The sequence below is a fragment of the Pseudomonas sp. HLS-6 TE3448 genome (assembly GCF_053629555.1).
Genome location: NZ_JBRJIO010000001.1, coordinates 1,898,501 through 1,922,033 on the forward strand (window position 1 = coordinate 1,898,501; position 23,533 = coordinate 1,922,033).

A 23,533-nucleotide genomic window follows, 5' to 3' on the forward strand; every position below is an offset into this window, starting at 1 on the left:
ATGAACGAGATATCCGCTCCCGAACAATACGATCTGCAAACCGCTGCCCTGAAGGTGCCGCCGCATTCCATCGAGGCCGAACAGGCTGTGCTCGGTGGCCTGATGCTGGACAACAACGCCTGGGAGCGCGTGCTGGATCAAGTCTCGGATGGCGATTTCTACCGGCATGACCACCGCCTGATCTTCCGCGCGATCTACAAGCTGGCCGATCAGAACACACCGTTCGATGTGGTAACCCTGCATGAGCAGCTGGATCGGGAAGGTCTCAGCTCCCAGGTGGGTGGGTTGGGTTACCTCGGTGAGCTGGCCAAGAACACGCCATCGGTCGCCAACATCAAGGCCTATGCGCAGATCATTCGTGAGCGGGCGACCCTGCGTCAGCTGATCAGTATCAGCAGCGAGATTGCCGACAGTGCCTTCAATCCGCAGGGTCGCAACGCGGCAGAGATTCTCGACGAAGCCGAACGGCAGATCTTCCAGATCGCCGAAGCGCGTCCGAAGACCGGTGGCCCGGTTGGGGTCAACGAACTGCTGACCAAGGCCATTGACCGTATTGATACCCTGTTCAACTCCGACAGTGATATCACCGGTATTTCCACGGGTTATACCGACCTGGACGAGAAGACCAGCGGTCTGCAGCCCGCTGACCTGATCATCGTCGCCGGCCGTCCGTCGATGGGTAAGACCACCTTCGCCATGAACCTGGTGGAGAATGCGGTGCTGCGCAGTGACAAGGCGGTACTGGTGTACTCTCTCGAGATGCCAGGCGAATCGCTGATCATGCGTATGCTCTCGTCGCTCGGGCGTATCGACCAGACCAAGATCCGTTCCGGTCAGCTTGATGACGATGACTGGCCGCGCCTGACGTCGGCAGTCAACCTGCTCAATGATCGCAAGCTGTTCATCGACGATACGGCCGGTATCAGCCCGTCGGAAATGCGTGCCCGTACCCGTCGTCTGGTGCGCGAGCATGGCGAGATCGGAATGATCATGATCGACTACCTGCAGTTGATGCAGATCCCGGGCTCCAGCGGTGACAACCGTACCAACGAGATCTCCGAGATCTCCCGCTCGCTCAAGGCGCTGGCCAAAGAGTTCAACTGCCCGGTCATCGCACTGTCGCAGCTTAACCGCTCCCTTGAACAGCGGCCGAACAAGCGCCCGGTGAACTCCGACTTGCGGGAATCCGGAGCGATCGAGCAGGATGCTGACGTGATCATGTTCGTCTACCGCGATGAGGTCTACCATCCGGAAACCGAACACAAAGGCATTGCCGAAATCATTATCGGCAAGCAGCGGAACGGCCCGATCGGCTTTGTCCGGCTGGCGTTCATCGGTAAATACACGCGCTTCGAGAACCTGGCGCCGGGTAGCTACAACTTCGACGACGACGAGTAATTTTCGCAGCGCCAATTCCGAGCTGCAGCGTCGGAATTGGTCAAAATTTGTGCTATAGTCCGCGCCCGCGATTTTCCTGTACTTCAGAACCGGTCACTGACATGCAAGCAGCCAAACCACTTTTCGACTATCCCAAGTACTGGGCCGAATGCTTCGGACCAGCACCGTTCCTGCCGATGAGCAGGGAGGAGATGGATCAGCTCGGCTGGGATTCCTGCGACATCATCATTGTGACCGGTGACGCCTACGTCGATCACCCGTCGTTCGGTATGGCCATCATCGGCCGTCTGCTGGAAGCCCAAGGGTTCCGGGTGGGGATCATTGCCCAGCCGAACTGGCAGTCGAAAGACGACTTCATGAAGCTGGGTGAGCCGAACCTGTTTTTCGGTGTCGCTGCGGGCAACATGGACTCCATGATCAACCGCTACACCGCCGACAAGAAGATCCGTTCCGACGACGCCTATACGCCGGGTGGCCTGGCCGGTAAGCGTCCGGATCGCGCCAGCCTGGTCTACAGCCAGCGCTGCAAGGAAGCCTACAAGCATGTACCGATCGTGCTGGGTGGCATCGAGGCTTCGCTGCGCCGGATCGCGCATTACGACTACTGGCAGGACAAGGTGCGTCATTCGATCCTGATCGACGCCTGTGCCGACATCCTGCTTTACGGCAATGCCGAGCGGGCCATTGTCGAAGTGGCCCAGCGCCTGTCGTACGGCGAGAAAATCGAAACCATTACCGACATTCGTGGCACGGCATTTGTTCGTCGGGACACCCCTGAAGGCTGGTACGAGGTCGACTCCACACGTATCGACCGTCCGGGCAAGATCGACAAGATCATCAACCCGTACGTGAATACCCAGGACACTCAGGCCTGCGCCATCGAGCAAGAAAAAGGCCCGGTTGAAGACCCGAATGAACCGAAGGTCGTCCAGTTGCTGGCGAGCCCGCGGATGACCCGCGACAAGACCGTGATTCGCCTGCCGTCCTTCGAGAAGGTCCGTGGCGACGCGGTGCTCTACGCTCACGCCAACCGAGTGCTGCACCTGGAGACCAACCCAGGCAACGCCCGGGCGCTGGTGCAGAGACACGGTGACGTGGACGTCTGGTTCAACCCTCCGCCCATTCCGATGACCACTGAGGAAATGGACTATGTGTTCGGCATGCCCTATGCGCGCGTGCCGCACCCGGCGTATGGCAAGGAGAAGATCCCGGCCTACGACATGATCCGTTTTTCGGTCAACATCATGCGCGGCTGCTTTGGTGGCTGCACCTTCTGCTCGATCACCGAGCACGAAGGCCGGATTATCCAGAACCGCTCTGAAGAGTCGATCATTCGCGAGATCGAAGAGATTCGCGACAAGGTGCCAGGGTTTACCGGGGTCATTTCCGACCTTGGCGGCCCTACCGCGAACATGTACCGAATCGCCTGCAAGAGCCCGGAAATCGAGTCCGCGTGCCGCAAGCCGTCGTGCGTGTTCCCCGGCATTTGCCCGAACCTGAACACCGACCACTCGTCGTTGATTCAGTTGTACCGCAGTGCGCGTGCCTTGCCGGGTGTGAAGAAGATCCTGATCGCCTCGGGCCTGCGTTATGACCTGGCGGTAGAGTCGCCGGAGTACGTCAAGGAACTGGTGACCCACCACGTTGGCGGTTACCTGAAGATTGCGCCGGAGCACACCGAAGAAGGCCCGCTGAATCAGATGATGAAGCCGGGTATCGGTACCTATGACCGCTTCAAGCGTATGTTCGAGAAATTCTCGAAAGAGGCGGGCAAGGAACAGTACCTGATCCCGTACTTCATTGCGGCGCACCCGGGCACTACCGATGAAGACATGATGAACCTGGCCCTTTGGCTCAAGGGCAATGGTTTCCGTGCCGACCAGGTACAGGCGTTCTATCCGTCGCCAATGGCGTCGGCTACCGCCATGTACCACTCGGGCAAGAACCCGCTGCGCAAGGTCACCTACAAGAGTGACCCGGTCACGATCGTCAAGAGCGAAGCGCAGCGTCGCCTGCACAAGGCATTCCTGCGCTATCACGATCCGAAGGGTTGGCCGATGCTGCGTGAGGCGCTGGAGCGTATGGGCCGTAGCGACCTGATCGGCCCGGGCAAACACCAGCTGATCCCGTTGCACCAGCCTGCAGCCGACAGCTACCAGAGTGCGCGACGCAAGAACTCGACGCCTGCAGGCAGCCACAAGGTCGCCAAGGATCAAAAGATCCTGACCCAGCACACTGGCCTGCCGCCGCGTGGCAGCGATGGCGGCAAGCCGTGGGACAAACGCGAAGAGGCCAAGGCGGCAGCGTTCGCCCGTAACCAGGATGCGGCCAAGGCGCGCAAAGACGCCGCCAAGGGCAAAGGCAAGAAGAAGCCGCGTCAGCCGGTACTGCCGCGCTAACCTGGCCTTGGCCCGTGCGCCGTGGCGGTGCGTTGCCCGTGCGGCAAAGCACGATTCTGGTGCGCCAATAGGCTAAGCCGTGCGCAGGCACGGCGTAGCCGCTCATGGCACAACTCTTGCGCGCTTCAGGGCTGACCTTGGCCCTTGAGCGCTGCCATGCCTGACCAGCCTGACTCCTACCATGAACTGTTGCAGGGCGACGGAGCGGTACGCCCGCACTGGCAGGCGCTGTTCGCGCAGTTGCAGCGCAGCAGCCCCGAGCAGTTGGCGCAGCGTCAGGCGCTGTTGACCCGCCAGCTTCAGGAAAATGGTGTCACCTATAACATCTACGCCGACCCCAAGGGCGCTGATCGCCCGTGGGAGCTGGACCTGTTGCCGCACGTGTTGTCTGCCGAGGAATGGCAGCCACTGGCCGCCGGTATCGCTCAGCGGGCTCGTTTGCTCAATGCGGTACTGGCCGATACCTACGGACCGCAACAGCTGCTGGCCGACGGGCTTTTACCTCCCGAACTGATCTACGGGCACAACAATTTTCTCTGGCCCTGCCAAGGTATCGAAGTGCCTGGCGGAACCTACCTGCATGTCTACGCCGCTGACCTTGCACGCGCGCCGGATGGGCGCTGGTGGATCACTGCAGACCGTACCCAGGCGCCTTCCGGCGCTGGCTATGCCCTTGAGAACCGCACAATTCTTTCGCGGGCCTGGCCGGAGCTCTACCGCAGCCTCCATGTACAGCACCTTGCGGGTTTCTTCCGAACCTTGCAGCAGACCCTCGCCGAGACGGCACCGAGTGAAGGGGAGGCGCCGCTGGTGGTGCTGCTGACCCCCGGGCGATTCAACGAGAGTTACTTCGAACACCTGTATTTGGCGCGGCAGCTGGGTTACCCCTTGGTCGAGGGTAGCGACCTGACGGTGCGCGATGCCACCGTGTACCTCAAGACACTGGATGGTTTGCGTCGTGTTCACGGCATTTGGCGGCGCCTCGACGATGACTTCTGCGACCCGCTGGAGTTGCGCACGGATTCGGCATTGGGCGTTCCTGGTTTGCTCGATGCCGTGCGTCAAGGGCGCGTGCTGGTGGCCAATGCCTTGGGCTGCGGCGTACTGGAGTCCCCCGGCCTGCTTGGATTCTTGCCCGCCATCAATCAGCACCTGTTCGGCGAGGCCTTGAGCCTGCCCTCTGTCGCCAGTTGGTGGTGCGGCGAGCCTCCGGCATTGGCACAGGCGCTGGAGAAACTGCCAGACCTGGTGTTCAAGCCAGCGTTTCCTTCGCAGCGGTTCACGCCTGTGTTGGGAGGCGCACTTGATGCTGAACAACAGCAGGCGCTGGCGTCGCGTATCGGTGCGCGACCGGCTGTCTATGTTGCCCAAGAGCGGGTGCAGTTGTCCCAGGCGCCGGTCTGGCAGGTCGATCAACGTGCACTGCAATCCCGTTCGGTAGGTATGCGTGTTTACGCCGTGGCCTGTGCCGATGGCTATCGGGTGTTGCCTGGCGGGCTGGTGCGGGTGTCGGCACAGGCCGATGCCGACGTGATCTCGATGCAGCGTGGTGGTGCCAGCAAGGATGCCTGGGTGTTGGGTGAGCAGGCCTGCGCCGGTGAGCAGTGGCGGGCGCGGCACAGTATTGGCGTGGCAGACCTGATTCGTCGCGACCCGTACTTGCCCTCGCGGGTGGTGGAAAACCTGTTCTGGTTCGGCCGTTACTGTGAGCGCTGTGATGTGGGGGCGCGCCTGTTGCGCATTCTGTTGACCCGTTACCTGGACGATGACAGTCCACTGGCGCTGGAAGGGGCTGTGGCGTTGGCGGACGGCTTGTCATTACTGCCAGAGGGCGCAAGCCTGCCCGAACGTTTGTGTGCTGCACTGCTGGATGTCGAATGGGGCTTCGGTTTGCGCGCCAACCTGCAGCGCTTGCAGGGCGCAGCCTCTCAGGTGCGCGGCAAGCTCTCACGGGAAAACTGGCAGGCGCTGCAGGAGTTGCAGCGGCAAGCGCGGGTGCTGGAGAACGCGGAGGCGGGCTTCGGTGAGCTGCTGGAAACCCTCGACCGTCTGGTCATGTCGTTGGCGGCGCTGTCGGGCTTCGCCCTGGACGACATGACCCGTGATGAGGGTTGGCGCTTTCTGATGATCGGGCGCCGACTGGAACGGCTGCAAGCCTTGAGCGACAACCTGGCACTGTTCTTGAGTGGCCCGGCAGTGTTTGATCAGGCCGGGCTGGAGGCCTTGCTGGAGCTGGGCAACAGCAGCATCACTTACCGCTCGCGTTACCTGGAGGTCGCTCAGTTACTGCCGGTGCTCGACCTGCTCGTGCTTGATGAGCAGAACCCGCATGCCCTGTTGTTTCAGCTCAAGCTCACGACGGCCTCGCTCAACCGCCTGCACCGTGACCTCGGTACACCGCTCGAGCCCGAACTGGTTAGCCTGGCTGAACGGTTGCGCCGCTATGACCTGGCGACGGTGCAAGGTGCATCGACGGTCAATGTCGCGCTTGCTGAACTGGTTGGTTTGCTGGAAGGCATTTCTTCGGCATGTGCTCACGTGGCTGAGCGTTTGGCGTTGCGTCACTTTGTGCATGTCGACGATCTTAGCCAGCAGACGGTGTCGATCTGATGAGTGTCCGTTACCAGGTGGTTCATGAAACCCTCTATCGCTACACCAGCCCGGTGTCGCTGGCCCAGCAACTGGTTCATTTGTGGCCGCGCGACTGTGCCTGGCAGCACTGCACTGAGCGGCACATGCAGATCAGCCCGGCGCCGACCCGGCGCAGTGATGCGCTGGACGTCTTTGGCAACCCGTTGACCCGCCTGGCGTTTGATTGCCAGCACGACGAACTGCGCATCGAGACCCGACTGACGCTTTGTGTGTACGCCAGGGCGTTACCGGATCTGGCTCGCTCGCAACCCTGGGAGGCGGTGCGAGAGGCGCTGAGTTACAGCAGTCGACCGTTTTCCGCCGAGCGCCTGGAGGCCTGTTGCTATCGCTTCGAGTCGCCACAGGTGCGGCTCAAGCAACGGTTTGTGGCCTATGCAGATAGTTGCTTCGTGCCGGGGCGTCCATTGCTGTTGGCGGTGCAGGCGTTGATGGAAAAGATCTTCAACGAGTTCACCTTCGATGCAACGGCAACACAGGTTGCCACGCCGCTACTGGAGGTGCTGGAGCGACGTCGTGGTGTATGCCAGGACTTTGCCCACCTGATGCTCGCCTGTCTGCGCTCGCGGGGCCTGGCGGCGCGCTATGTCAGTGGTTACCTATTGACGCGACCGCCACCCGGCCAGCCGCGCCTGATCGGTGCTGATGCGTCGCATGCCTGGGTTTCGGTGTTCTGTCCGGAGCAGGGCTGGGTGGATTTTGACCCGACCAACAACCTGCGGCCTGCGTTGGAGCACATCACCTTGGGCTGGGGACGCGACTTTTCCGATGTCTCGCCGCTGCGTGGGGTGATTCTTGGCGGTGGCAGCCATGACCCGGAAGTACGGGTCACGGTCACCCCCTTGGCTTGAAATCAGGCGGGCTGCTGGTCGGCCCACTTGGGTGGCACTACCGGCTTCCAGTGCTCAAGGGCATCGAGCAGGGCGTCAGGCGAGGTGTTTTTCTGTAGCAGTGTGCGGTGTTGTTCACGGACGAAGCCTTCGCTGACCATGTGGTCGAGAAAGCCGGTCAGCTTGTCGTAGAAGCCGTTTACGTCCAGCAAACCGAGTGGTTTGCCGTGGTAACCCAGTTGGCCCCAGGTCCAGACCTCGAACAGTTCTTCGAGTGTACCCAGGCCTCCGGGCAGTGCGATGAAGGCATCACTGAGTTCGGCCATGCGCGCTTTGCGTGCGTGCATACCGTCGACCACTTCCAGGCGGCTCAAGTTGGGGTGGCCGATTTCAGCACTTTTCAGGCGCTCGGGAATGATCCCGACGACCTCGCCACCGGCCGCCAGGGCCGCATCGGCGACGATCCCCATCAGGCCCACGGCACCGCCACCATAAACCAGTGTCAGGCCGCGTTGGGCAATCGCCTGGCCCAGCGCTTCGGCGGCTGCCCGGTAAGCGGGGCTGGCGCCGGTACTGGCACCACAAAACACACAAACGGAACGTAACGACATGGCGCTCTCCTGATCGTTGAGCGCGACAGGGTAAAGCGCCATTGGGTGCCTTCCAAGTGTTGTGTCATTCCGGGCGGGAGAACTCACAGGCGGCGCCGCTGGCGCCACAGGCGTAGGCGGCCAGCAGGCTGCGCATCAGACTATTGAGGGACATTACAATTACTCCTAAGTGAGCGGTTGTTTCATCGTCCAACAAAGGGGCATGATGGGCACGTTGATTGTCTTGATGAGCACCATAGAACAAATTCACTGCCCGGCTAACGATGCAGCGCTTGACCCATATCACGGGGCTTGCCATGCGTATCGGGCAGTCTGAAGACGATAAAAAACCCTGCCATGGAGATTCACGATGTTTGCCAAACTTGTTGCCGTATCCCTGCTGAGCATTGCCAGCGCCCAGGTCATGGCCGCTGAATGCAAGGTCACGGTCGACTCCACCGACCAGATGTCCTTCAATACCAAGGAAATCGCCATCGACAAGAGCTGCAAGCAGTTCACGGTTGAACTGACCCACTCCGGCAAATTGCCGAAGAACGTCATGGGCCACAACCTGGTGGTGAGCAAGGAGGCCGACATGCAGGCCATCGCTACCGACGGCATCGGCGCCGGTCTCGACAATAACTACCTGAAAGCAGGTGATACCCGGGTTATCGCGCACACCAAAGTCATCGGCGCTGGCGAGAAAGACTCGCTGACGATTGACGTTTCCAAGCTGGCGGCCGGTGAGAAGTACGGTTTCTTCTGCTCGTTCCCAGGCCACATCTCGATGATGAAAGGCACTGTCGTTCTGAAGTAACGCCACTGCCCCTGCATCGCGGGCAAGACCCGCTCCCACTTTGTTGGAGCAGGCTTGCCTGCGATGCTGTCAGCGTCTACGTACGTCTTAGGGTGCGAACGGCACCACGCGCTTGTGGTGGGTTTTCTCGAAGGTTGTCCGGATGATCTCGAAGGCTTCCTGGCTTACCGGCTCGCCATGCAGGAAGGCATCGATCTCCTGGTAGGTCACCCCGTGGGATGCTTCGTCCGGCTTGCCCGGTGCGAGGTCCTCCAGATCAGCCGTTGGTACTTTCTCGACCAGTGATTCCGGTGCACCGAAGCTGCGCGCGATTGCCCGTACCTGATTTTTCACCAGGCCGCTGAGCGGTGCCAGGTCGCAGGCGCCGTCGCCGAATTTGGTGAAGAAGCCCATCACTGCTTCAGCGGCATGGTCGGTACCGATCACCAGGCCTTGGCGTGCGCCAGCGATGGTGTACTGGGCGACCATGCGCATGCGCGCCTTGGTGTTGCCGAGGACGAAGTCGACCATGCTTGGCTTGCCCCCTTCCAGCGCCTTGACCTCGGCTGCCAGCGCCTTGACGGCCGGGCCGATGTTCACCGTATGGCACTCGTCGGGCTGAATGAAGTCAATGCAGGCCTGGGCGTCATGTTCATCGTGCTGCACCTGGTAAGGCAGGCGCACCGCGAGGAACCGGTACTGCTCGTCACCGGTCTTGCTGCGCAGTTCGTTGATTGCACGTTGCGCCAGCAGGGCAGCCGTCAGCGAGTCGACCCCGCCACTGATGCCCAGTACCAGGGTTTTGAGCCCGGCAGCTTGCAGGCACTGCTGGATAAAGGCGATGCGTCGGGCCACTTCGGCCTTGAGCGCGGCATCGTCGGCGAACGGCGGCTGCACCTTGAGCTGCTGCGCAATCTCTAGCTGGACGGCTTGCATGGGTTACTCCTTGCTGGGAACTTTGAATACGTGGCGCAGGTAGGCGACGAAGTTCTCGTCGCGGCATTGGATCTTTGCCGCCTCGTCGGAAATCTTGGCGACAGGCTGGCCGTTGCAATCGGTCATTTTAAGCACGATGTTCATCGGCGCCACCCCGGGAATGTCACAGGTCAGGTTTGTGCCGATACCGAAGCTGACATTGATCCGTCCGCGCAGTGCGCGAAAGATCTGCAGCGACTTGGTCAGGTTCAGGCCGTCGGAAAACACCAGTGTCTTGCTCATCGGGTCAATGCCCAGTGTTCGGTAATGGGCGATGGCTTTCTCGGCCCAGAGGATGGGATCGCCCGAATCGTGGCGCAGGCCATCGAACAGCTTGGCGAAGTACAGGTCGAAATCGTTGAGAAAGGCATCCATGGTGATGCAGTCTGTCAGCGCGATCCCCAGTAGCCCGCGGTACTCGCGGACCCAGCAGTCGAGTGCGGCGATCTGGCTGTCGATCAGCCGAGGCCCTAACTGCTGGTGCGCCATGATCCATTCGTGGGCCATGGTTCCCAAGGGTTTGATATCCAGTTTCCGTGCCAGATGCACATTACTGGTGCCGACGAAACGGGCCGGGAAGTCCTCCTTCAATACGCGCACCACCTCTTCCTGTACGCGGTAGGAGAAGCGCCTGCGGGTGCCGAAATCGGCCACCTGCAACTCGGCCAGCTCGTCTGCGCTGGCATTGGCCTTGAGCCAGTCGAATTTGCGGTACAGCTGTTCGCGTGCCTGCTCCAGTTTGACCTGCGGATACCGGTGGCGATTGCGTACTTCGCTGATGATCGCCAGCAACGGGACCTCGAAAAGAATCACATGCAGCCAGGGGCCGCGCAGGCGCAGGTAGAGCTGGTCGTTTTCTATGCCCAATTGCAGGTAGCGCAGGTCGAAACGAAACAGCCCGAGAAAGCGCAGGAAATCGGGTTTGAGAAAGCTGATCTGCTCAAGGAAGCCCAACTGCCCGTTGCCTAGGCTCAGTTCCGGCAAGCGCTCGATCTGCTCGCGGATCTCTGCCAGGTAGGGACGCAAGTCTTCACCGTTGCGGCAGCGAAACTCCCATTCGACATCGACGTTCGGGTAGTTATGCAGGACGGCCTGCATCATGGTCAGTTTGTAAAAGTCGGTGTCGAGCAGGTTTTGCACGATGCGATCAGCGAAGGCGCTTTCGCTCATAAAAGGCTCCAGATGGGGCGCAGGATGGATTCATTGTGCCAGCCTTTTTTCTCTAAAGGCTGGGAAAACCGGTAGCAGGCTATGGGTAACGGTCTGTTGCGGGGCATTGAGCCTCCCTGCGATGGTGCCCGTTGTAGCAGTCGCGCACCAAGGATGTGCAGTTCGGTTACGCATGCTGTAACAGGTTGGTTGCACGTAACCCAAAACGGTGGTTGCAATGATGGCACTTGCGGGTTGCCCTTTTTCTGGGTTTCAGGTGGCGCCAAAGCGGATGTAGACGGTTGCACGGCCTGTAAAAAAAGGCCGCAAATCCGCAGCCTTTGCTTTGCACGTGAGTTTTTTCGGAATGTAAAACCGATGGCACGGCCCTTGCTCATAGCTAGTGCTGAAAGTTGTAGTGCCAACCAAAAAAACTCTAGGAGCACCACCTCATGTCGCAGACGTTTTACAAGAAAGGCTTCTTGGCCCTTGCCGTTGCTACGGCGCTGGGTGTTTCTTCGTATGTTCAGGCCGACATCAAGATCGGTGTAGCGGGCCCGATGACCGGTGCCAACGCGGCGTTTGGCGAGCAGTACATGAAAGGTGCCCAGGCGGCAGCGGACGAGATCAACGCCAAGGGTGGGGTCAACGGCGAAAAAATCGTGCTGGTGAAGGGCGATGACGCGTGCGAACCGAAGCAGGCCGTGGCTGTCGCCAACCGCCTGGTCGATCAGGACAAGGTGGCGGGCGTCGTCGGGCACTTCTGCTCGTCTTCGACCATTCCTGCGTCCGAGGTGTATGACGAAGCAGGTGTGATTGCAATCACCCCAGGCTCCACCAACCCGGCCGTCACTGAGCGCGGCCTCGGTGCGATGTTCCGCATGTGCGGCCGTGATGACCAGCAGGGCATTGTCGCGGGTGATTACATCGTTGACGTGCTCAAGGGCAAGAAGGTTGTCGTGCTGCACGACAAGGACACCTACGGCCAGGGCCTGGCTGACGCAACCAAGGCCCAACTGGCCAAGCGTGGTGTTACCCCAGTGCTGTATGAAGGCCTGACCCGTGGCGAGAAAGACTTCAGCGCCGTGGTCACCAAGATCCGTGCTGCGGGAGCCGACGTGGTTTACTTCGGTGGCCTGCACCCAGAGGCTGGCCCACTGGTTCGGCAGATGCGTGAACAAGGTCTGAAAGATGTGAAGTTCATGTCCGATGACGGCATCGTGACCGACGAACTGGTGACTACCGCTGGCGGCCCACAGTACGTCGATGGCGTGTACATGACCTTCGGTGCCGACCCGCGCCTGCTGCCAGACAGCAAGACGGTGGTCGATGCCTTCCGCAAGGCCGGCACCGAACCTGAAGGCTACACCCTGTACGCCTATGCCTCGGTCCAGGCCCTGGCCGCCGGTTTCAACGGCGCCAAGTCGAACAAGGGTGAAGACGCCGCCAAGTGGCTGAAGGCCAACCCGGTAAAAACCGTCATGGGCGAGAAAACCTGGGACGCCAAAGGCGACCTGAAAGTCTCCGACTATGTGGTCTACCAGTGGGATAAGGACGGCAAGTACCACCAGCTGGAAAAACAAAAATAACACCGGCTTCCGGCCTGGGCCGCAGTGGCTGCCCGGGCCGTTACCCGCTTGATTGCCGTACCTGTCTTTTCTCGTAGATCTGCACAACCCTGCGCTGCGAGGGTCGCTTCATCCAGGGCCCACCGTAGTCGGCGCTTGTGCAATCTCAAATACGTGAGATTGCGTTATGGATGGTATTTTTCTGCAGCAACTGATCAATGGGCTGACCCTCGGGTCTGTCTATGGTCTGATCGCCATCGGCTACACAATGGTCTATGGCATTATCGGCATGATCAACTTCGCGCACGGCGAGGTGTATATGATCTCCGCTTACCTGGCGGCGATCAGTCTGGCATTGCTGGCGTACTTCGGTATCGAATCCTTCCCGCTGCTGATGCTCGGGACGCTGATCTTCACGGTCGTGGTCACCGGTGTTTACGGTTGGACCATCGAGCGTATTGCCTACAAACCCCTGCGTAACTCCACCCGTCTGGCGCCCTTGATCAGTGCCATCGGGATCTCGCTGATCCTGCAGAACTATGCACAGATCAGTCAGGGTGCACGTCAGCAAGGTGTGCCGACGCTGCTCGAAGGTGCCTGGCGCCTGGAAGTGGGCAGTGGTTTCGTGCAGTTGACCTACACCAAGATCTTCATTCTGGTGGCCGCCTTCGTGGGTATGGCGCTGCTCACCTATATCATCAAGTTCACCAAGTTGGGGCGCATGTGCCGTGCGACTCAGCAGGATCGCAAGATGGCCTCGATCCTGGGGATCAACACTGACCGGGTGATCTCCTACGTGTTCATCATCGGCGCAGTCATGGCTGCACTGGCTGGCGTGCTGATTACCATGAACTACGGCACCTTCGACTTCTATGCCGGCTTCATCATTGGCATCAAGGCATTCACCGCAGCGGTACTTGGCGGCATCGGCTCGCTGCCAGGGGCCATGCTCGGCGGAATCATTCTGGGTATCTCCGAGTCGCTGTTCTCTGGCTTGATCAACTCCGACTACAAGGATGTGTTCAGTTTCTCGCTGCTGGTGATGATCCTGATCTTCCGTCCCCAAGGCCTGCTGGGTCGCCCACTCGTGGCGAAGGTGTAAGTATGTCTGCTGCCAATAACTCTGCTATCGATATCAAGCGCAGCCTGATCGACGCGATTCTCGCCGGGCTGATTTCCCTGATCGTCTTCGGGCCCATCGTCGGTGTGGTACTGGACGGTTACAGCTTCAACCTTGAGCCCACCCGTGTCGCCTGGCTGGTGGCCGGGGTCATGGCCGGACGTTTTCTGCTCAGCCTGTTCCTGCAGACCGAGAAAGGCCTGAGCATTCTGCAAGGCTTCGAGGGCGGCGGTTCCGGTGTGCATGTGCTGGCGCCGGACTACAAATCGCGGTTGCGCTGGATCATTCCAATGCTGATCGTGATTGCCATCGTCTTCCCGTTCTTTGCCAACAAGTACCTGCTGACCGTGGTCATCCTCGGCCTGATCTACGTGTTGCTCGGGCTGGGCCTGAACATCGTGGTCGGCCTGGCCGGGCTGCTCGACCTGGGTTACGTGGCGTTCTATGCCATCGGCGCCTACGGCCTTGCGCTGGGCTATCAGTACCTGGGCCTGGGCTTCTGGACAGTGCTGCCTCTGGCGGCGATTGCTGCGGCGTTGGCCGGTTGCATACTGGGCTTCCCGGTGTTGCGAATGCACGGCGACTACCTGGCCATCGTGACCCTGGGTTTTGGTGAAATCATCCGTCTGGTGCTGAACAACTGGTTGTCGTTCACCGGCGGCCCGAACGGCATGCCCGTGCCATCGCCGACCTTCATGGGCCTGGAGTTCGGCCGTCGGGCCAAGGACGGTGGGGTGCCATTCCACGAATTCTTCGGCATCGATTACAACCCCAACGTGAAGTTCCTGTTTATCTACGTCGTGCTGTTCATCGTTGTGATGGCCGTGCTGTACATCAAGCACCGTCTGACCCGCATGCCGGTCGGCCGTGCCTGGGAAGCGCTGCGCGAAGACGAGATCGCCTGCCGCTCGATGGGCCTCAACCATGTGCTGGTCAAGCTCTCGGCATTTACCCTGGGGGCCTCGACTGCAGGCCTTGCCGGTGTGTTCTTCGCCAGCTATCAGGGCTTCGTCAACCCTTCGTCGTTCACCTTCTTCGAGTCGGCGTTGATCCTCGCCATTGTTGTACTGGGCGGTATGGGTTCGACGGTGGGTGTGGTCATTGCAGCCTTTGTCCTGACCGTGGCACCTGAACTGTTGCGCAGCTTCTCCGAGTACCGGGTGCTGCTGTTCGGCGTGCTGATGGTGTTGATGATGATCTGGCGACCGCGTGGGCTGATCCGCATCAGCCGTACCGGTGTGACCCCGCGTAAAGGAGTGGCGCCATGAGCGACGACGTTATTCTCTCGGTCGATAACCTGATGATGCAGTTTGGCGGTATCAAGGCGCTCAGTGATGTCAGCCTGAAGGTCAAACGCAATGACATTTTCGCCCTGATCGGCCCTAACGGTGCAGGCAAGACCACGGTGTTCAACTGCCTCACCGGCTTCTACAAGGCCAGCGGCGGCAAGATTGAGCTGAACCTGCGTGGCAGCCGTACCAACGTGATCCAGCTGTTGGGTGAGCGCTTTCAGGTGGCGGACTTCTTCTCGCCCAAGCGCTTTGCCAACCGGCTGTTCTACAAGATGTTTGGCGGTACCCACCTAGTGAACCGTGCCGGCCTGGCGCGTACATTCCAGAACATTCGCCTGTTCAAGGAAATGTCGGTGGTGGAGAACCTGCTGGTTGCCCAGCATATGTGGGTAAACCGTAACCTGCTGTCCGGGGTGCTCAACACCAAGGCCTACCGCAAAGCCGAGAGTGATGCGCTGGACCATGCGTTCTACTGGTTGGAAGTGGTCGATCTGGTGGATTGTGCCAACCGTCTGGCCGGCGAACTGTCCTATGGCCAGCAACGGCGTCTCGAAATTGCCCGCGCCATGTGTACCCGACCACAGATCATTTGTCTGGATGAGCCTGCCGCGGGCCTCAACCCGCAGGAAACCGAGGCACTGAGCAAGATGATTCGGGTGCTGCGCGATGAGCATGACCTGACCGTCGTGCTGATTGAGCATGACATGGGCATGGTCATGAGCATCTCCGACCATATCGTGGTGCTCGACCACGGCAACGTCATCGCTGAGGGCGCGCCTCAGGATATTCGCCACAACCCGACGGTAATTGCCGCCTACCTGGGTGCTGATGAAGAGGAGCTGGTATGAGCGCACCCATTCTCGAACTGAAAGAGCTCGATGTGTTCTACGGGCCGATCCAGGCGCTGAAGAAGGTTTCGATGCACATCAATGAGGGTGAGACCGTCAGCCTGATCGGCTCTAACGGGGCCGGTAAATCGACCCTGCTGATGTCGATCTTTGGCCAGCCACGGGCGGCCAGCGGGCAGATCATCTACCGCGGTACCGACATCACCCACAAGTCGTCCCACTACATTGCGTCCAACGGCATTGCGCAGTCGCCGGAAGGGCGTCGGGTGTTCCCCGACATGTCGGTGGAAGAGAACCTGATGATGGGCACCATCCCCATTGGCGACAAGTACGCCAGTGAAGACATGGAGCGCATGTTCGAGCTGTTTCCCCGGCTGAAAGAGCGGCGTAACCAGCGGGCCATGACCATGTCCGGTGGTGAGCAGCAGATGCTCGCCATTGCCCGTGCCTTGATGAGCCGACCGAAGCTGCTGTTGCTTGACGAGCCGTCGTTGGGGCTGGCGCCGATTGTGGTCAAGCAGATCTTTGCCACCCTGCGTGAACTGGCCAACACCGGCATGACCATCTTCCTGGTGGAGCAGAACGCCAACCATGCGTTGAAGCTCTCGGACCGGGCTTATGTGATGGTCAACGGGCAGATTCGCATGACCGGTACGGGTCAGGAGCTGCTGGTCAACGAGGATGTGCGAAACGCCTATCTCGGCGGGCATTGATTGCCGCTTGGCAAAACGCCCCGGTATCCCCGGGGCGTTTTGCTGTCTGCTGATAATGTGGACAAGTCATTGGCGCTTGTGCACAGCACGTGACATCGGGTCGCTGCAGTTGGCCGTAGTTCAAGATGGATGAGTTGTCCACGTTTCGTGTGGAAGCGGCTGTGGGTAACTTGGTAGCAGGTGTCTACAGCCCACGTATTACAAGGCGTTTAGAGCTCTGGTCGTTTTTTGATCAGTCTTTTTAAAGTGTTACTCAATAGCATTTGTCAAGGATTTTGTCCTACTGAAATTGCGCCTGAAAAGAGCTGAAAAACCTGTGGATAACTCTGTGAGTAAGCACTGGAAAGACTGACGCGACCGGCAGAACTACAGGCTTGGCGCCATCACCGTGCTTTTCGCGGATTGTCTCGCGGGTCAACTCGCAGGCGGGGCGTCAAGGAAAATACTTTCTGTTGAGCCTTTGCACGTTGTTCACAGCTGTTCAGCGATGCCGAAAGTTGCCCCCAGAGTGTGTGGAAGGGGCTGTGGATAAGGTGCGTAAAACACGCGCCAGGCCCTCTGGGACGGTACTTTTGCGTGATTGCTCGTTTTTTGTACAGGCGTAGAATCGACTTGCTGCCCTGAGGCTGGGCGGGCATGCTGCAAACCCTGCCGCCCGCCTGCCTGTGGGCAAGTCAACTCAAGGAGAATCGCATGACTTCCACCGTTTTCATCACTGGCGCTACGTCGGGGTTTGGCGAAGCCTGTGCGCGCCGTTTTGCCGAAGCGGGTTGGTCGCTGGTGCTGACCGGTCGCCGCCAGGAGCGTCTCGATGCCCTGTGCGCTGAGCTGTCGAAACAGACCGAGGTGTTGGGCCTGGTGCTGGACGTTCGTGATCGTAAGGCCATGGAACAGGCCATTGCCAACCTGCCGCCGTCGTTCGCCACGCTGCGTGGGCTGATCAACAATGCGGGCCTGGCGCTGGGCGCCGACCCGGCGCCGACGTGCGATCTGGATGACTGGGACACCATGGTCGACACCAACATCAAGGGGCTGATGTACAGCACCCGTTTGTTGCTGCCGCGACTGATCGCCCATGGTCGTGGTGCGACCATCCTCAACGTCGGTTCCGTGGCGGGTAACTACCCTTATCCCGGTAGCCACGTGTATGGCGGCACCAAGGCGTTTGTTGGGCAGTTCTCCCTGAGCCTGCGCTGTGACCTGCAAGGCACAGGCGTGCGGGTTACCAACATCGAGCCTGGGTTGTGTGAGAGTGAGTTCTCGCTGGTGCGTTTCGGTGGCGATCAGGCGCGTTATGACGCCACTTATGCAGGGGCGGAGCCGATCCAGCCTCAGGACATCGCCGAGACCATTTTCTGGATCATGAATCAGCCGGCGCACATCAACATCAACAGCCTGGAGCTGATGCCGGTGAGCCAGGCATGGGCAGGGTTCTCGATCGATCGTTCCGGCAAGGCCTGAAGGGCCTGATCGCGGGCAAGCCCGCTCCCACAGGTGTCAGTAGAGCATGCCTGTGGGGGCCGCGATCGCGTCAGATCTGACGCTGGAGTCCTTCCAGGCAGGTCGCCAGATGATAAGGCGTGGTCGAAGGCATATCGTTGCGGCTGACTTCGCCGCTGGCATCTCGGCACTCGTACCAGCCGCCCGCATGCAGGAAGTGCGCTTGCAGCGCTTTCAGCTGCGCCAGCACCTTGGCCTCGGCCCCTGGCCGCAAGGCCAGCGCCCGCAGGTATTCCGCCTGGGCCCAGATGCGCTGGGTAGCGTCGCGCACCTCGCCTTGGGGGCTGAGCATCGCCAGCACCGCCCCGGCCGTCACGCCATACTGCTCGGCATAGTCGAACGCCCGCTCTAGTGAGTGGTGCAGCGCGCCGCCACGCAGCAATGGTGACGACGCCAGCAGGTAGTACCACTCGAACTGATGGCCTGGCTCGAACCAGTTATCCACAGATGCGCGCGGTTTTTCCAGCATGACCCCGTGTTCAGGGTCGATGAAGTGGGCCTGCATTGCCTCGGCCAAGGCTTCCAGCGCCTGCTGTACGGCTGTGTCCTTGCGGATGCTCAGGGTCGCCAGAAACGCCTCGGCCAGATGCATCAGCGGGTTTTGCAGTGGGCCGCTGTCCAGGCTCGACCAGTCTTCGGCCAGGCTGGCTTCGTACAGGCCGTCATCGCGGCTGAAGTGTTCACTGACCACGCTCAGGGCCGCGTTGAGGGTCGACTCCACCAGCGGTTCGCGGACTTTGCCCCAGTAGTGGGCGCAGGCGAAGATGATGAAGGCGTGGGTATACAGGTCCTTGCGACGGTCCAGCGGCGCGCCCTGCGCGTCGATGCTGTAGAACCAGCCACCATGCTCGGCATCGTGGAAATGCCGTTGCAACGAGCGAAACAGCGCGGCGGCGTGTTCACGGGCGCCTGGCTGCTCGATACGGCTGGCGAACAGGTACAACTGCCGGGCGCAGGCCATGGCGCGGTAGCGTTGCACGGGCAGTGGTTGGTGCTCTGGGCTCAAGGCCTCGAAGGGCAAGGCCATCTGTGCGTTCCAGCCCGGACCTTGCCAGAGTGGCACGATGCGCTGGGCGAAGTGCTGCTGGACGTCAGTCAGCAGGGCGGGCAGTTCGGGCTGGGCATTGCGCAGGTCGGGCATGGGTCTAAATCGTCGCGGCAGGTGCGTTTGCGCGCATGGTAGCAGGAAACCGTGGCCGGCTTCTGCTGTGCTCATCCTGGCGTGCCAAGCCCTTGCCAATGCTTGGCGCCGATGAAGATGAAGCGCAGTTGCTGGATGATCTTGGCCTCGGGGGTCAGGTGGTGTTCCAGCGGTTCGGCGGGAGGGTCGATCAGTTCCGGCAGGGTGGCGAACACGGTCTTGACCACCAGGTCGGCAAGGACAGCCAGTGCGGCGGCATCCAGATGGTGCCAGCGCGGCATCAGCGCCAGGTCGGCCGCGAGGTCCGAACTGATGCCTTCGCGCAAGGTGGCAATGGCCTGGCGAACCGTTTGCGAGCCGCCGTACTGCTCACGGGCAAGGAAGAGAAATTGCGCACGATTGGCGGCCACGATATCCAGGAAAATGCGCACCGACGCATCGGTGATGCCACCGAGTTCGAATTCATTCTGTCGGACCAGACGAATGCTCTGGCGGAAGGTTTCATCCACCTCGCAGACCAATGCCAGGCCCAGTTCATCCATATCGCTGAAGTGCCGGTAGAAACCGGTCGGGACAATGCCGGCGCTTTTGGCGACTTCACGCAGGCTGAGGCTGCCAAAGCCGCGTCCGCTCTCCATCAGTTGGCGAGCCGCATCAAGGAGGGCATGGCGAGTCAGTTGCTTTTGTTCGGCGCGCGGCAGCATGGGACGTGTCGATCCGCAAATTAAACGGCCCTGCACTGTATTGCCTTGGCCCGGAAAAACAAAGCCCGGTTCAAATGACCGGGCCAGGAGGGGAGGTGTTCGCGCGTTTGGTGATCTTGTTGTTCGGCATAGGCGTCAGCTCACGCGCTGGTTTCTTTCGATGAGGCGATCAGCACCCCCCTCGGCGACGCGCTCACGCTGCAGCAGGCGGTCGGCGCCGCCTTCGGCAACACGGTTGCGTTCGATCAGGCGGTCGGCGCCGCCCTCGGCAACGCGGTTACGTTCGAGCAGACGGTCCGCGCCACCTTCGGCAAGGGTATCCAGAGGTTGGCTGATCACGGCGCTGCTGGAGCGTGCTTCGGCGGACGGGGCTTGTTCAACTGCCGGCAGTGCAAACGCGTTGGCAGCCAGAAGGGATAAAGACAGGCTAAGCAGCAATGGGTGTTTCATGGGATGGCGCTCCTTGAAAGGATTGGAAAGTGAGTACGGCGCCAATGCTACTCCCGGAAATCAGATGGAAAAGTGCATAAAGCTAATGGTAACAATCAACAGGATTGATAGTTCTCCGCGCCCCCTCTAGCCCGTGCGTTTCCAGCCATGCTGCAACGGCAGAGCGGCCTGCTGCGTCGCGTTGCAAACGGACGTACGGCGTGAAGTTGGCAGCCGGGTCAGAAAAAAACGCCGGTATCATGCACGCCGGATTAAACCCCTGCGTATTTCGTTGGTCCCAATCCAAGAGTGCTATCAAAGCGCCCGCTTTTTGCCATGCAGTGACTGGAGAATTGTGCAATGACGCGCCCTGCCAAACTGTTTACCTGGGTCTTCGCCAGCCTGTTTCTGGTGTTGACCGCGTTGGCCGTGTTCATCGCCACGTTCGACTGGAACCGAATCAAACCGATGCTCAGTGCCAGGGTTTCCGAAACCCTGAATCGACCGTTTGCAATCAATGGCAATCTGGCCGTTCGCTGGCAGCGTGATGCCGAGCTGGAGGGCTGGCATGCCTGGGTGCCCACCCCTCATGTCCTTGCCGAAGACCTGAGCCTGGGCAATCCGCACTGGTTGGCGGGCACTCAAATGGTCGGCCTCAAGCGTGTCGAATTTCGCCTGTCGTTGTTGCCACTGCTGGTTCGCCAGGTAGTCATCCCGCGTATTGACCTGAAGCAGCCGACCGCCAGCCTCAAGCGCTTGGCCAACGGGCGCGCGAACTGGACCTTTGAGCGGGCCAACAAGGTCGAGCAGGACGAGCCTTCTGCGTGGACGCTGGAGATCGGGACCATTGGCTTCGACAAGGGGCAGGTACGCCTGGACGATCAGACCCTCAAGACTCAACTGAACCTGGTGATCGACCCACTGGGTAAGCCTATCCCTTTCAGTGACATCGTCGGTCAGGCGTCAGCGCAGAAGACCACCACCCAGGACTATGCATTCGGGTTCAAGGTCGAGGGCCTTTATCACGGCCAGCCATTGACCGGGCATGGCAAAGTCGGGGGGCTGCTGGCCCTTCAAGACGTGCGCCAGCCGTTTCCGCTGCAGGCGGATCTGCGTAGCGGCGACACCCATGTCACCCTTGCCGGCACATTGACTGATCCGCGTAACCTTGGCGCGCTTGACGTGCGTTTGCGTCTTGCCGGGGCGAGTCTGGCCAACCTGTACCCGTTGACCGGGGTGACCTTGCCCGATTCCCCCGGCTATTCAACCGACGGCCATTTGACCGCCAAGTTGCGTGAGCCGGGTGGTGCAGTGTTCCGTTATGAGGGCTTCAACGGCACGATCGGTGAAAGCGACATTCACGGTGATCTGACCTTTTTTGCCCGTCAGCCACGGCCCAAGCTCAGTGGTGCGCTGGTGTCCAATCAAGTGCTGTTCAAGGACCTGGCACCGCTGATCGGTGCCGATTCCAATACCGCGCAGAAGGCCCGCGGCGGCGCCAGTGCGCAACCCGCCGGCAAGGTACTGCCAGTGGAGGCATTCCGTACCGAGCGCTGGCGGGCAATGGATGCCGACGTGAGCTTTAGCGGCAAGCGCATTGAACACGGTGCGAGGCTCCCTTTCAGCGACCTGTCGACCCACGTTCTGCTCGACGATGGCGTGTTGAGCCTTGAACCGCTGCGCTTTGGCATGGCCGGTGGCTCCCTGCGGCTCAAGGTGCATCTCGATGGCCGCACCGAGCCCATGCAAGGTAGCGCTCAGCTCAGTGCCCGCAACCTCCAGCTGAAAGCGTTGTTTCCGGGCTTCGAACCTCTGCAGACCAGTTTTGGTGAGCTGAACGGGGATGCTGACCTGAGCGGGCGCGGCAACTCGGTGGCGGCCCTGCTGGGCACTGCCAATGGTGAACTGAAGATGCTCATCAACGATGGTGCGATCAGCCGTGACTTGATGGAAATCGCCGGCCTCAACGTCGGCAACTATGTGATTGGCAAGTTGTTTGGCGACAAGGAAGTGAAGATCAACTGCGCCGCCGCCGATGTCGGGATCAAGGAGGGGCTGGCCACAAGCCGGTTGTTTGTCTTCGACACCGAGACTGCGATCATCAATATCGAGGGGACGGCCAACCTGGCCGAGGAGCAATTGGACCTGGACATCGACCCTCAGTCCAAGGGTGTGAGGTTGTTGTCGTTGCGCTCACCGCTGTATGTGCGCGGGCCATTCGCCAAGCCGAGTGCCGGGGTGCAGGCCGTGCCGTTGATGCTGCGCGGTGCCGGTCTGGTCGCGCTGGGGGTGGCGGTTGCCCCGGCAGCTGGCTTGCTGGCGTTGGTCGCTCCCAGTGGTGATCAGCCCAACCAATGCACGCCTCTGCTGGCGCAGATGCAAGCGGGCAAGACTGACGAGATCACGTTTTCGGCCCCCTAGGGGACTCGATTGCGGTTGTCGTTGCCGGGGTTGTAATGTGGAAGCCTGTGCACAGATCAGGAGCCTGATGCGATGTCGCAACCGCTTGCCACGCGTTATCCACTGGTGCTGGTGCCGGGCATGTTTGGTTTTGTGCGCCTGCTGCTCTACCCCTACTGGTTTGGCATTGTTCCAGCGCTGCGCCAGGGGGGCGCCACCGTATTTGCAGTGCCCGTCTCGCCCCTGCATGCCAGTGAGGTCCAGGGTGAGCAACTGTTACAGCACATCGACGCGATTCGGCGCCAGACGGGTGCGGAAAAGGTCAACTTGCTGGGCCATAGCCAAGGCGCCCTGAGTGCGCGTTATGTGGCGGCCAAACGCCCGGAATGGGTGGCTTCGGTGACATCGATTGCCGGGCCCAATCACGGCTCGGAACTGGCCGATCACCTGCACGCGCGCTATCCCGTCGGCTCCGTCAGGGCGCGGCTGCTCAAGGTTACCCTGCACGTCTGCGGGGTGTTGATCGTATGGCTGGAAACCGGTTGGCGCGGTCCTCGGCTACCGATTGATGTACACGCCGCGCACCATTCACTGACCACGGCTGGCGTTGCACTGTTCAATCAGCAGTATCCCCAAGGGTTGCCGGACACCTGGGGCGGGCACGGGCCGTCCTCGGTAAATGGCGTGCGCTACTACTCCTGGTCCGGCACGCTGCAGCCAGGGTTCACCGATCAAGGCTTGAACCGCTTCGATGGCAGTAACCGTTTCTGCCGTCTGTTCGCCCGAGCCTTTGTGCGCGAGGCGGGGCAGTGTGACGGTATGGTCGGGCGCTACAGCTCGCACCTGGGCGAAGTCATTCGTGACGATTACCCGTTCGACCACCTGGACATCGTCAATCAGTCGCTCGGCGCAGTCGGCAAGGGTGCTGAACCCGTGCGGTTGTTCAGTGAGCATGCGGCGCGCCTGAAAGCGGCAGGGATGTAACTTCGGCCCTTGGCTGGACGCAAGCGTGTAAAAACCTTGTCTACACTC

General features: G+C 60.5%; 18 protein-coding genes and 1 pseudogene. 13 read left to right on the plus strand and 6 right to left on the minus strand.

All coding sequences use genetic code 11. The features are described from left to right. The 4 genes from dnaB to AB7M23_RS08810 all read left to right on the plus strand — a co-directional run bounded on the left by dnaB (position 1) and on the right by AB7M23_RS08810 (position 7,297). Positions 1–1,398 carry a replicative DNA helicase gene (gene dnaB / locus AB7M23_RS08795; protein ID WP_065757973.1) on the plus strand — a complete coding sequence of 466 codons (1,398 nt, stop codon included), beginning with the start codon at positions 1–3 and terminating at the stop codon, positions 1,396–1,398. A gap of 101 nt (positions 1,399–1,499) precedes the next feature. Further along, a complete protein-coding gene (locus AB7M23_RS08800; protein WP_454240622.1) occupies positions 1,500–3,797 on the plus strand; it encodes a YgiQ family radical SAM protein in 2,298 nt (765 codons plus the stop codon). 156 nt (positions 3,798–3,953) lie between these two features. Further along, on the plus strand, positions 3,954–6,407 hold the full coding sequence (locus tag AB7M23_RS08805; RefSeq protein ID WP_454240623.1) for a circularly permuted type 2 ATP-grasp protein: 2,454 nt from the start codon (positions 3,954–3,956) through the stop codon (positions 6,405–6,407). Then, positions 6,407–7,297, plus strand: coding sequence for a transglutaminase family protein (locus tag AB7M23_RS08810; protein ID WP_330522309.1), 891 nt, complete (start codon positions 6,407–6,409; stop codon positions 7,295–7,297). The genes AB7M23_RS08805 and AB7M23_RS08810 overlap by 1 nt, the downstream gene beginning before the upstream one ends. A 2-nt stretch (positions 7,298–7,299) precedes the next feature. On the opposite strand, the gene AB7M23_RS08815 is transcribed toward AB7M23_RS08810, so the two are convergent. Next, the gene (locus AB7M23_RS08815) at positions 7,300–7,887 is read right to left on the minus strand and encodes an LOG family protein (RefSeq protein WP_065757974.1); all 588 of its coding nucleotides are present in this window, start codon (positions 7,885–7,887) and stop codon (positions 7,300–7,302) included. 349 nt (positions 7,888–8,236) lie between these two features. Here AB7M23_RS08815 and azu point away from each other — a divergent pair, with 349 nt between their 5' ends. Continuing rightward, positions 8,237–8,683, plus strand: a complete 447-nt coding sequence (gene azu / locus AB7M23_RS08820; protein WP_102052367.1) for an azurin — start codon at positions 8,237–8,239, stop codon at positions 8,681–8,683. An 87-nt stretch (positions 8,684–8,770) separates the two neighbouring features. On the opposite strand, the gene nadE is transcribed toward azu, so the two are convergent. Next, positions 8,771–9,598 carry an ammonia-dependent NAD(+) synthetase gene (gene nadE, locus AB7M23_RS08825; protein WP_454240624.1) on the minus strand — a complete coding sequence of 276 codons (828 nt, stop codon included), beginning with the start codon at positions 9,596–9,598 and terminating at the stop codon, positions 8,771–8,773. A 3-nt stretch (positions 9,599–9,601) separates the two neighbouring features. Continuing rightward, positions 9,602–10,807: a nicotinate phosphoribosyltransferase gene (gene pncB, locus AB7M23_RS08830; RefSeq protein ID WP_065757900.1), complete on the minus strand. Its 1,206-nt coding sequence runs from the start codon at positions 10,805–10,807 to the stop codon at positions 9,602–9,604. Positions 10,808–11,238: 431 nt separating this feature from the next. Between pncB and AB7M23_RS08835 the strand changes: the two genes are divergently transcribed. From AB7M23_RS08835 to AB7M23_RS08860, 6 genes are all read left to right on the plus strand, one after another. Further along, positions 11,239–12,375, plus strand: a complete 1,137-nt coding sequence (locus AB7M23_RS08835; RefSeq protein WP_065757901.1) for a branched-chain amino acid ABC transporter substrate-binding protein — start codon at positions 11,239–11,241, stop codon at positions 12,373–12,375. 166 nt (positions 12,376–12,541) lie between these two features. Then, positions 12,542–13,456: an ABC transporter permease subunit gene (locus AB7M23_RS08840; protein WP_065757902.1), complete on the plus strand. Its 915-nt coding sequence runs from the start codon at positions 12,542–12,544 to the stop codon at positions 13,454–13,456. Between the two features lie 2 nt (positions 13,457–13,458). Beyond that, entirely contained in the window at positions 13,459–14,742 is a 1,284-nt protein-coding gene (gene livM / locus AB7M23_RS08845; protein ID WP_454240625.1) for a high-affinity branched-chain amino acid ABC transporter permease LivM, read from the plus strand. Continuing rightward, positions 14,739–15,614, plus strand: coding sequence for an ATP-binding cassette domain-containing protein (locus tag AB7M23_RS08850; RefSeq protein WP_065757904.1), 876 nt, complete (start codon positions 14,739–14,741; stop codon positions 15,612–15,614). Before livM ends, AB7M23_RS08850 begins: the two co-directional genes overlap by 4 nt. Continuing rightward, entirely contained in the window at positions 15,611–16,327 is a 717-nt protein-coding gene (locus AB7M23_RS08855; RefSeq protein WP_065757905.1) for an ABC transporter ATP-binding protein, read from the plus strand. The genes AB7M23_RS08850 and AB7M23_RS08855 overlap by 4 nt, the downstream gene beginning before the upstream one ends. A gap of 693 nt (positions 16,328–17,020) precedes the next feature. After that, positions 17,021–17,788 carry an SDR family oxidoreductase gene (locus AB7M23_RS08860; protein ID WP_065757906.1) on the plus strand — a complete coding sequence of 256 codons (768 nt, stop codon included), beginning with the start codon at positions 17,021–17,023 and terminating at the stop codon, positions 17,786–17,788. A gap of 70 nt (positions 17,789–17,858) precedes the next feature. Here the strand turns inward: AB7M23_RS08860 and AB7M23_RS08865 are convergent, their stop codons facing one another. The 3 genes and pseudogenes from AB7M23_RS08865 to AB7M23_RS08875 form a co-directional block, all read right to left on the minus strand. Beyond that, the gene (locus AB7M23_RS08865) at positions 17,859–18,968 is read right to left on the minus strand and encodes an AGE family epimerase/isomerase (protein WP_454240626.1); all 1,110 of its coding nucleotides are present in this window, start codon (positions 18,966–18,968) and stop codon (positions 17,859–17,861) included. Between the two features lie 71 nt (positions 18,969–19,039). Continuing rightward, entirely contained in the window at positions 19,040–19,672 is a 633-nt protein-coding gene (locus AB7M23_RS08870; protein ID WP_065757907.1) for a TetR family transcriptional regulator, read from the minus strand. A 138-nt stretch (positions 19,673–19,810) separates the two neighbouring features. Continuing rightward, positions 19,811–20,122: pseudogene (locus AB7M23_RS08875) on the minus strand (phage infection protein); the annotation flags it as partial. A gap of 339 nt (positions 20,123–20,461) precedes the next feature. Here AB7M23_RS08875 and AB7M23_RS08880 point away from each other — a divergent pair. Both AB7M23_RS08880 and AB7M23_RS08885 read left to right on the plus strand, forming a co-directional pair. After that, a complete protein-coding gene (locus AB7M23_RS08880) occupies positions 20,462–22,522 on the plus strand; it encodes an AsmA family protein (protein WP_454240627.1) in 2,061 nt (686 codons plus the stop codon). Positions 22,523–22,594: 72 nt separating this feature from the next. Continuing rightward, positions 22,595–23,485, plus strand: coding sequence for an esterase/lipase family protein (locus tag AB7M23_RS08885; RefSeq protein WP_065757910.1), 891 nt, complete (start codon positions 22,595–22,597; stop codon positions 23,483–23,485). Positions 23,486–23,533: the final 48 nt, after the last annotated feature.

Coding starts and splice junctions, on each gene's coding strand:
- AB7M23_RS08855 (WP_065757905.1), top strand. CDS start 15,611: ATGAGCGCACCCATTCTCGAACTGAAAGAGCTCGATGTGTTCTACGGG.
- AB7M23_RS08800 (WP_454240622.1), top strand. CDS start 1,500: ATGCAAGCAGCCAAACCACTTTTCGACTATCCCAAGTACTGGGCCGAA.
- AB7M23_RS08870 (WP_065757907.1), bottom strand. CDS start 19,672: ATGCTGCCGCGCGCCGAACAAAAGCAACTGACTCGCCATGCCCTCCTT.
- AB7M23_RS08805 (WP_454240623.1), top strand. CDS start 3,954: ATGCCTGACCAGCCTGACTCCTACCATGAACTGTTGCAGGGCGACGGA.
- AB7M23_RS08880 (WP_454240627.1), top strand. CDS start 20,462: ATGACGCGCCCTGCCAAACTGTTTACCTGGGTCTTCGCCAGCCTGTTT.
- AB7M23_RS08860 (WP_065757906.1), top strand. CDS start 17,021: ATGACTTCCACCGTTTTCATCACTGGCGCTACGTCGGGGTTTGGCGAA.
- AB7M23_RS08840 (WP_065757902.1), top strand. CDS start 12,542: ATGGATGGTATTTTTCTGCAGCAACTGATCAATGGGCTGACCCTCGGG.
- pncB (WP_065757900.1), bottom strand. CDS start 10,807: ATGAGCGAAAGCGCCTTCGCTGATCGCATCGTGCAAAACCTGCTCGAC.
- dnaB (WP_065757973.1), top strand. CDS start 1: ATGAACGAGATATCCGCTCCCGAACAATACGATCTGCAAACCGCTGCC.
- AB7M23_RS08850 (WP_065757904.1), top strand. CDS start 14,739: ATGAGCGACGACGTTATTCTCTCGGTCGATAACCTGATGATGCAGTTT.
- nadE (WP_454240624.1), bottom strand. CDS start 9,598: ATGCAAGCCGTCCAGCTAGAGATTGCGCAGCAGCTCAAGGTGCAGCCG.
- AB7M23_RS08810 (WP_330522309.1), top strand. CDS start 6,407: ATGAGTGTCCGTTACCAGGTGGTTCATGAAACCCTCTATCGCTACACC.
- livM (WP_454240625.1), top strand. CDS start 13,459: ATGTCTGCTGCCAATAACTCTGCTATCGATATCAAGCGCAGCCTGATC.
- AB7M23_RS08885 (WP_065757910.1), top strand. CDS start 22,595: ATGTCGCAACCGCTTGCCACGCGTTATCCACTGGTGCTGGTGCCGGGC.
- AB7M23_RS08815 (WP_065757974.1), bottom strand. CDS start 7,887: ATGTCGTTACGTTCCGTTTGTGTGTTTTGTGGTGCCAGTACCGGCGCC.
- AB7M23_RS08865 (WP_454240626.1), bottom strand. CDS start 18,968: ATGCCCGACCTGCGCAATGCCCAGCCCGAACTGCCCGCCCTGCTGACT.
- azu (WP_102052367.1), top strand. CDS start 8,237: ATGTTTGCCAAACTTGTTGCCGTATCCCTGCTGAGCATTGCCAGCGCC.
- AB7M23_RS08835 (WP_065757901.1), top strand. CDS start 11,239: ATGTCGCAGACGTTTTACAAGAAAGGCTTCTTGGCCCTTGCCGTTGCT.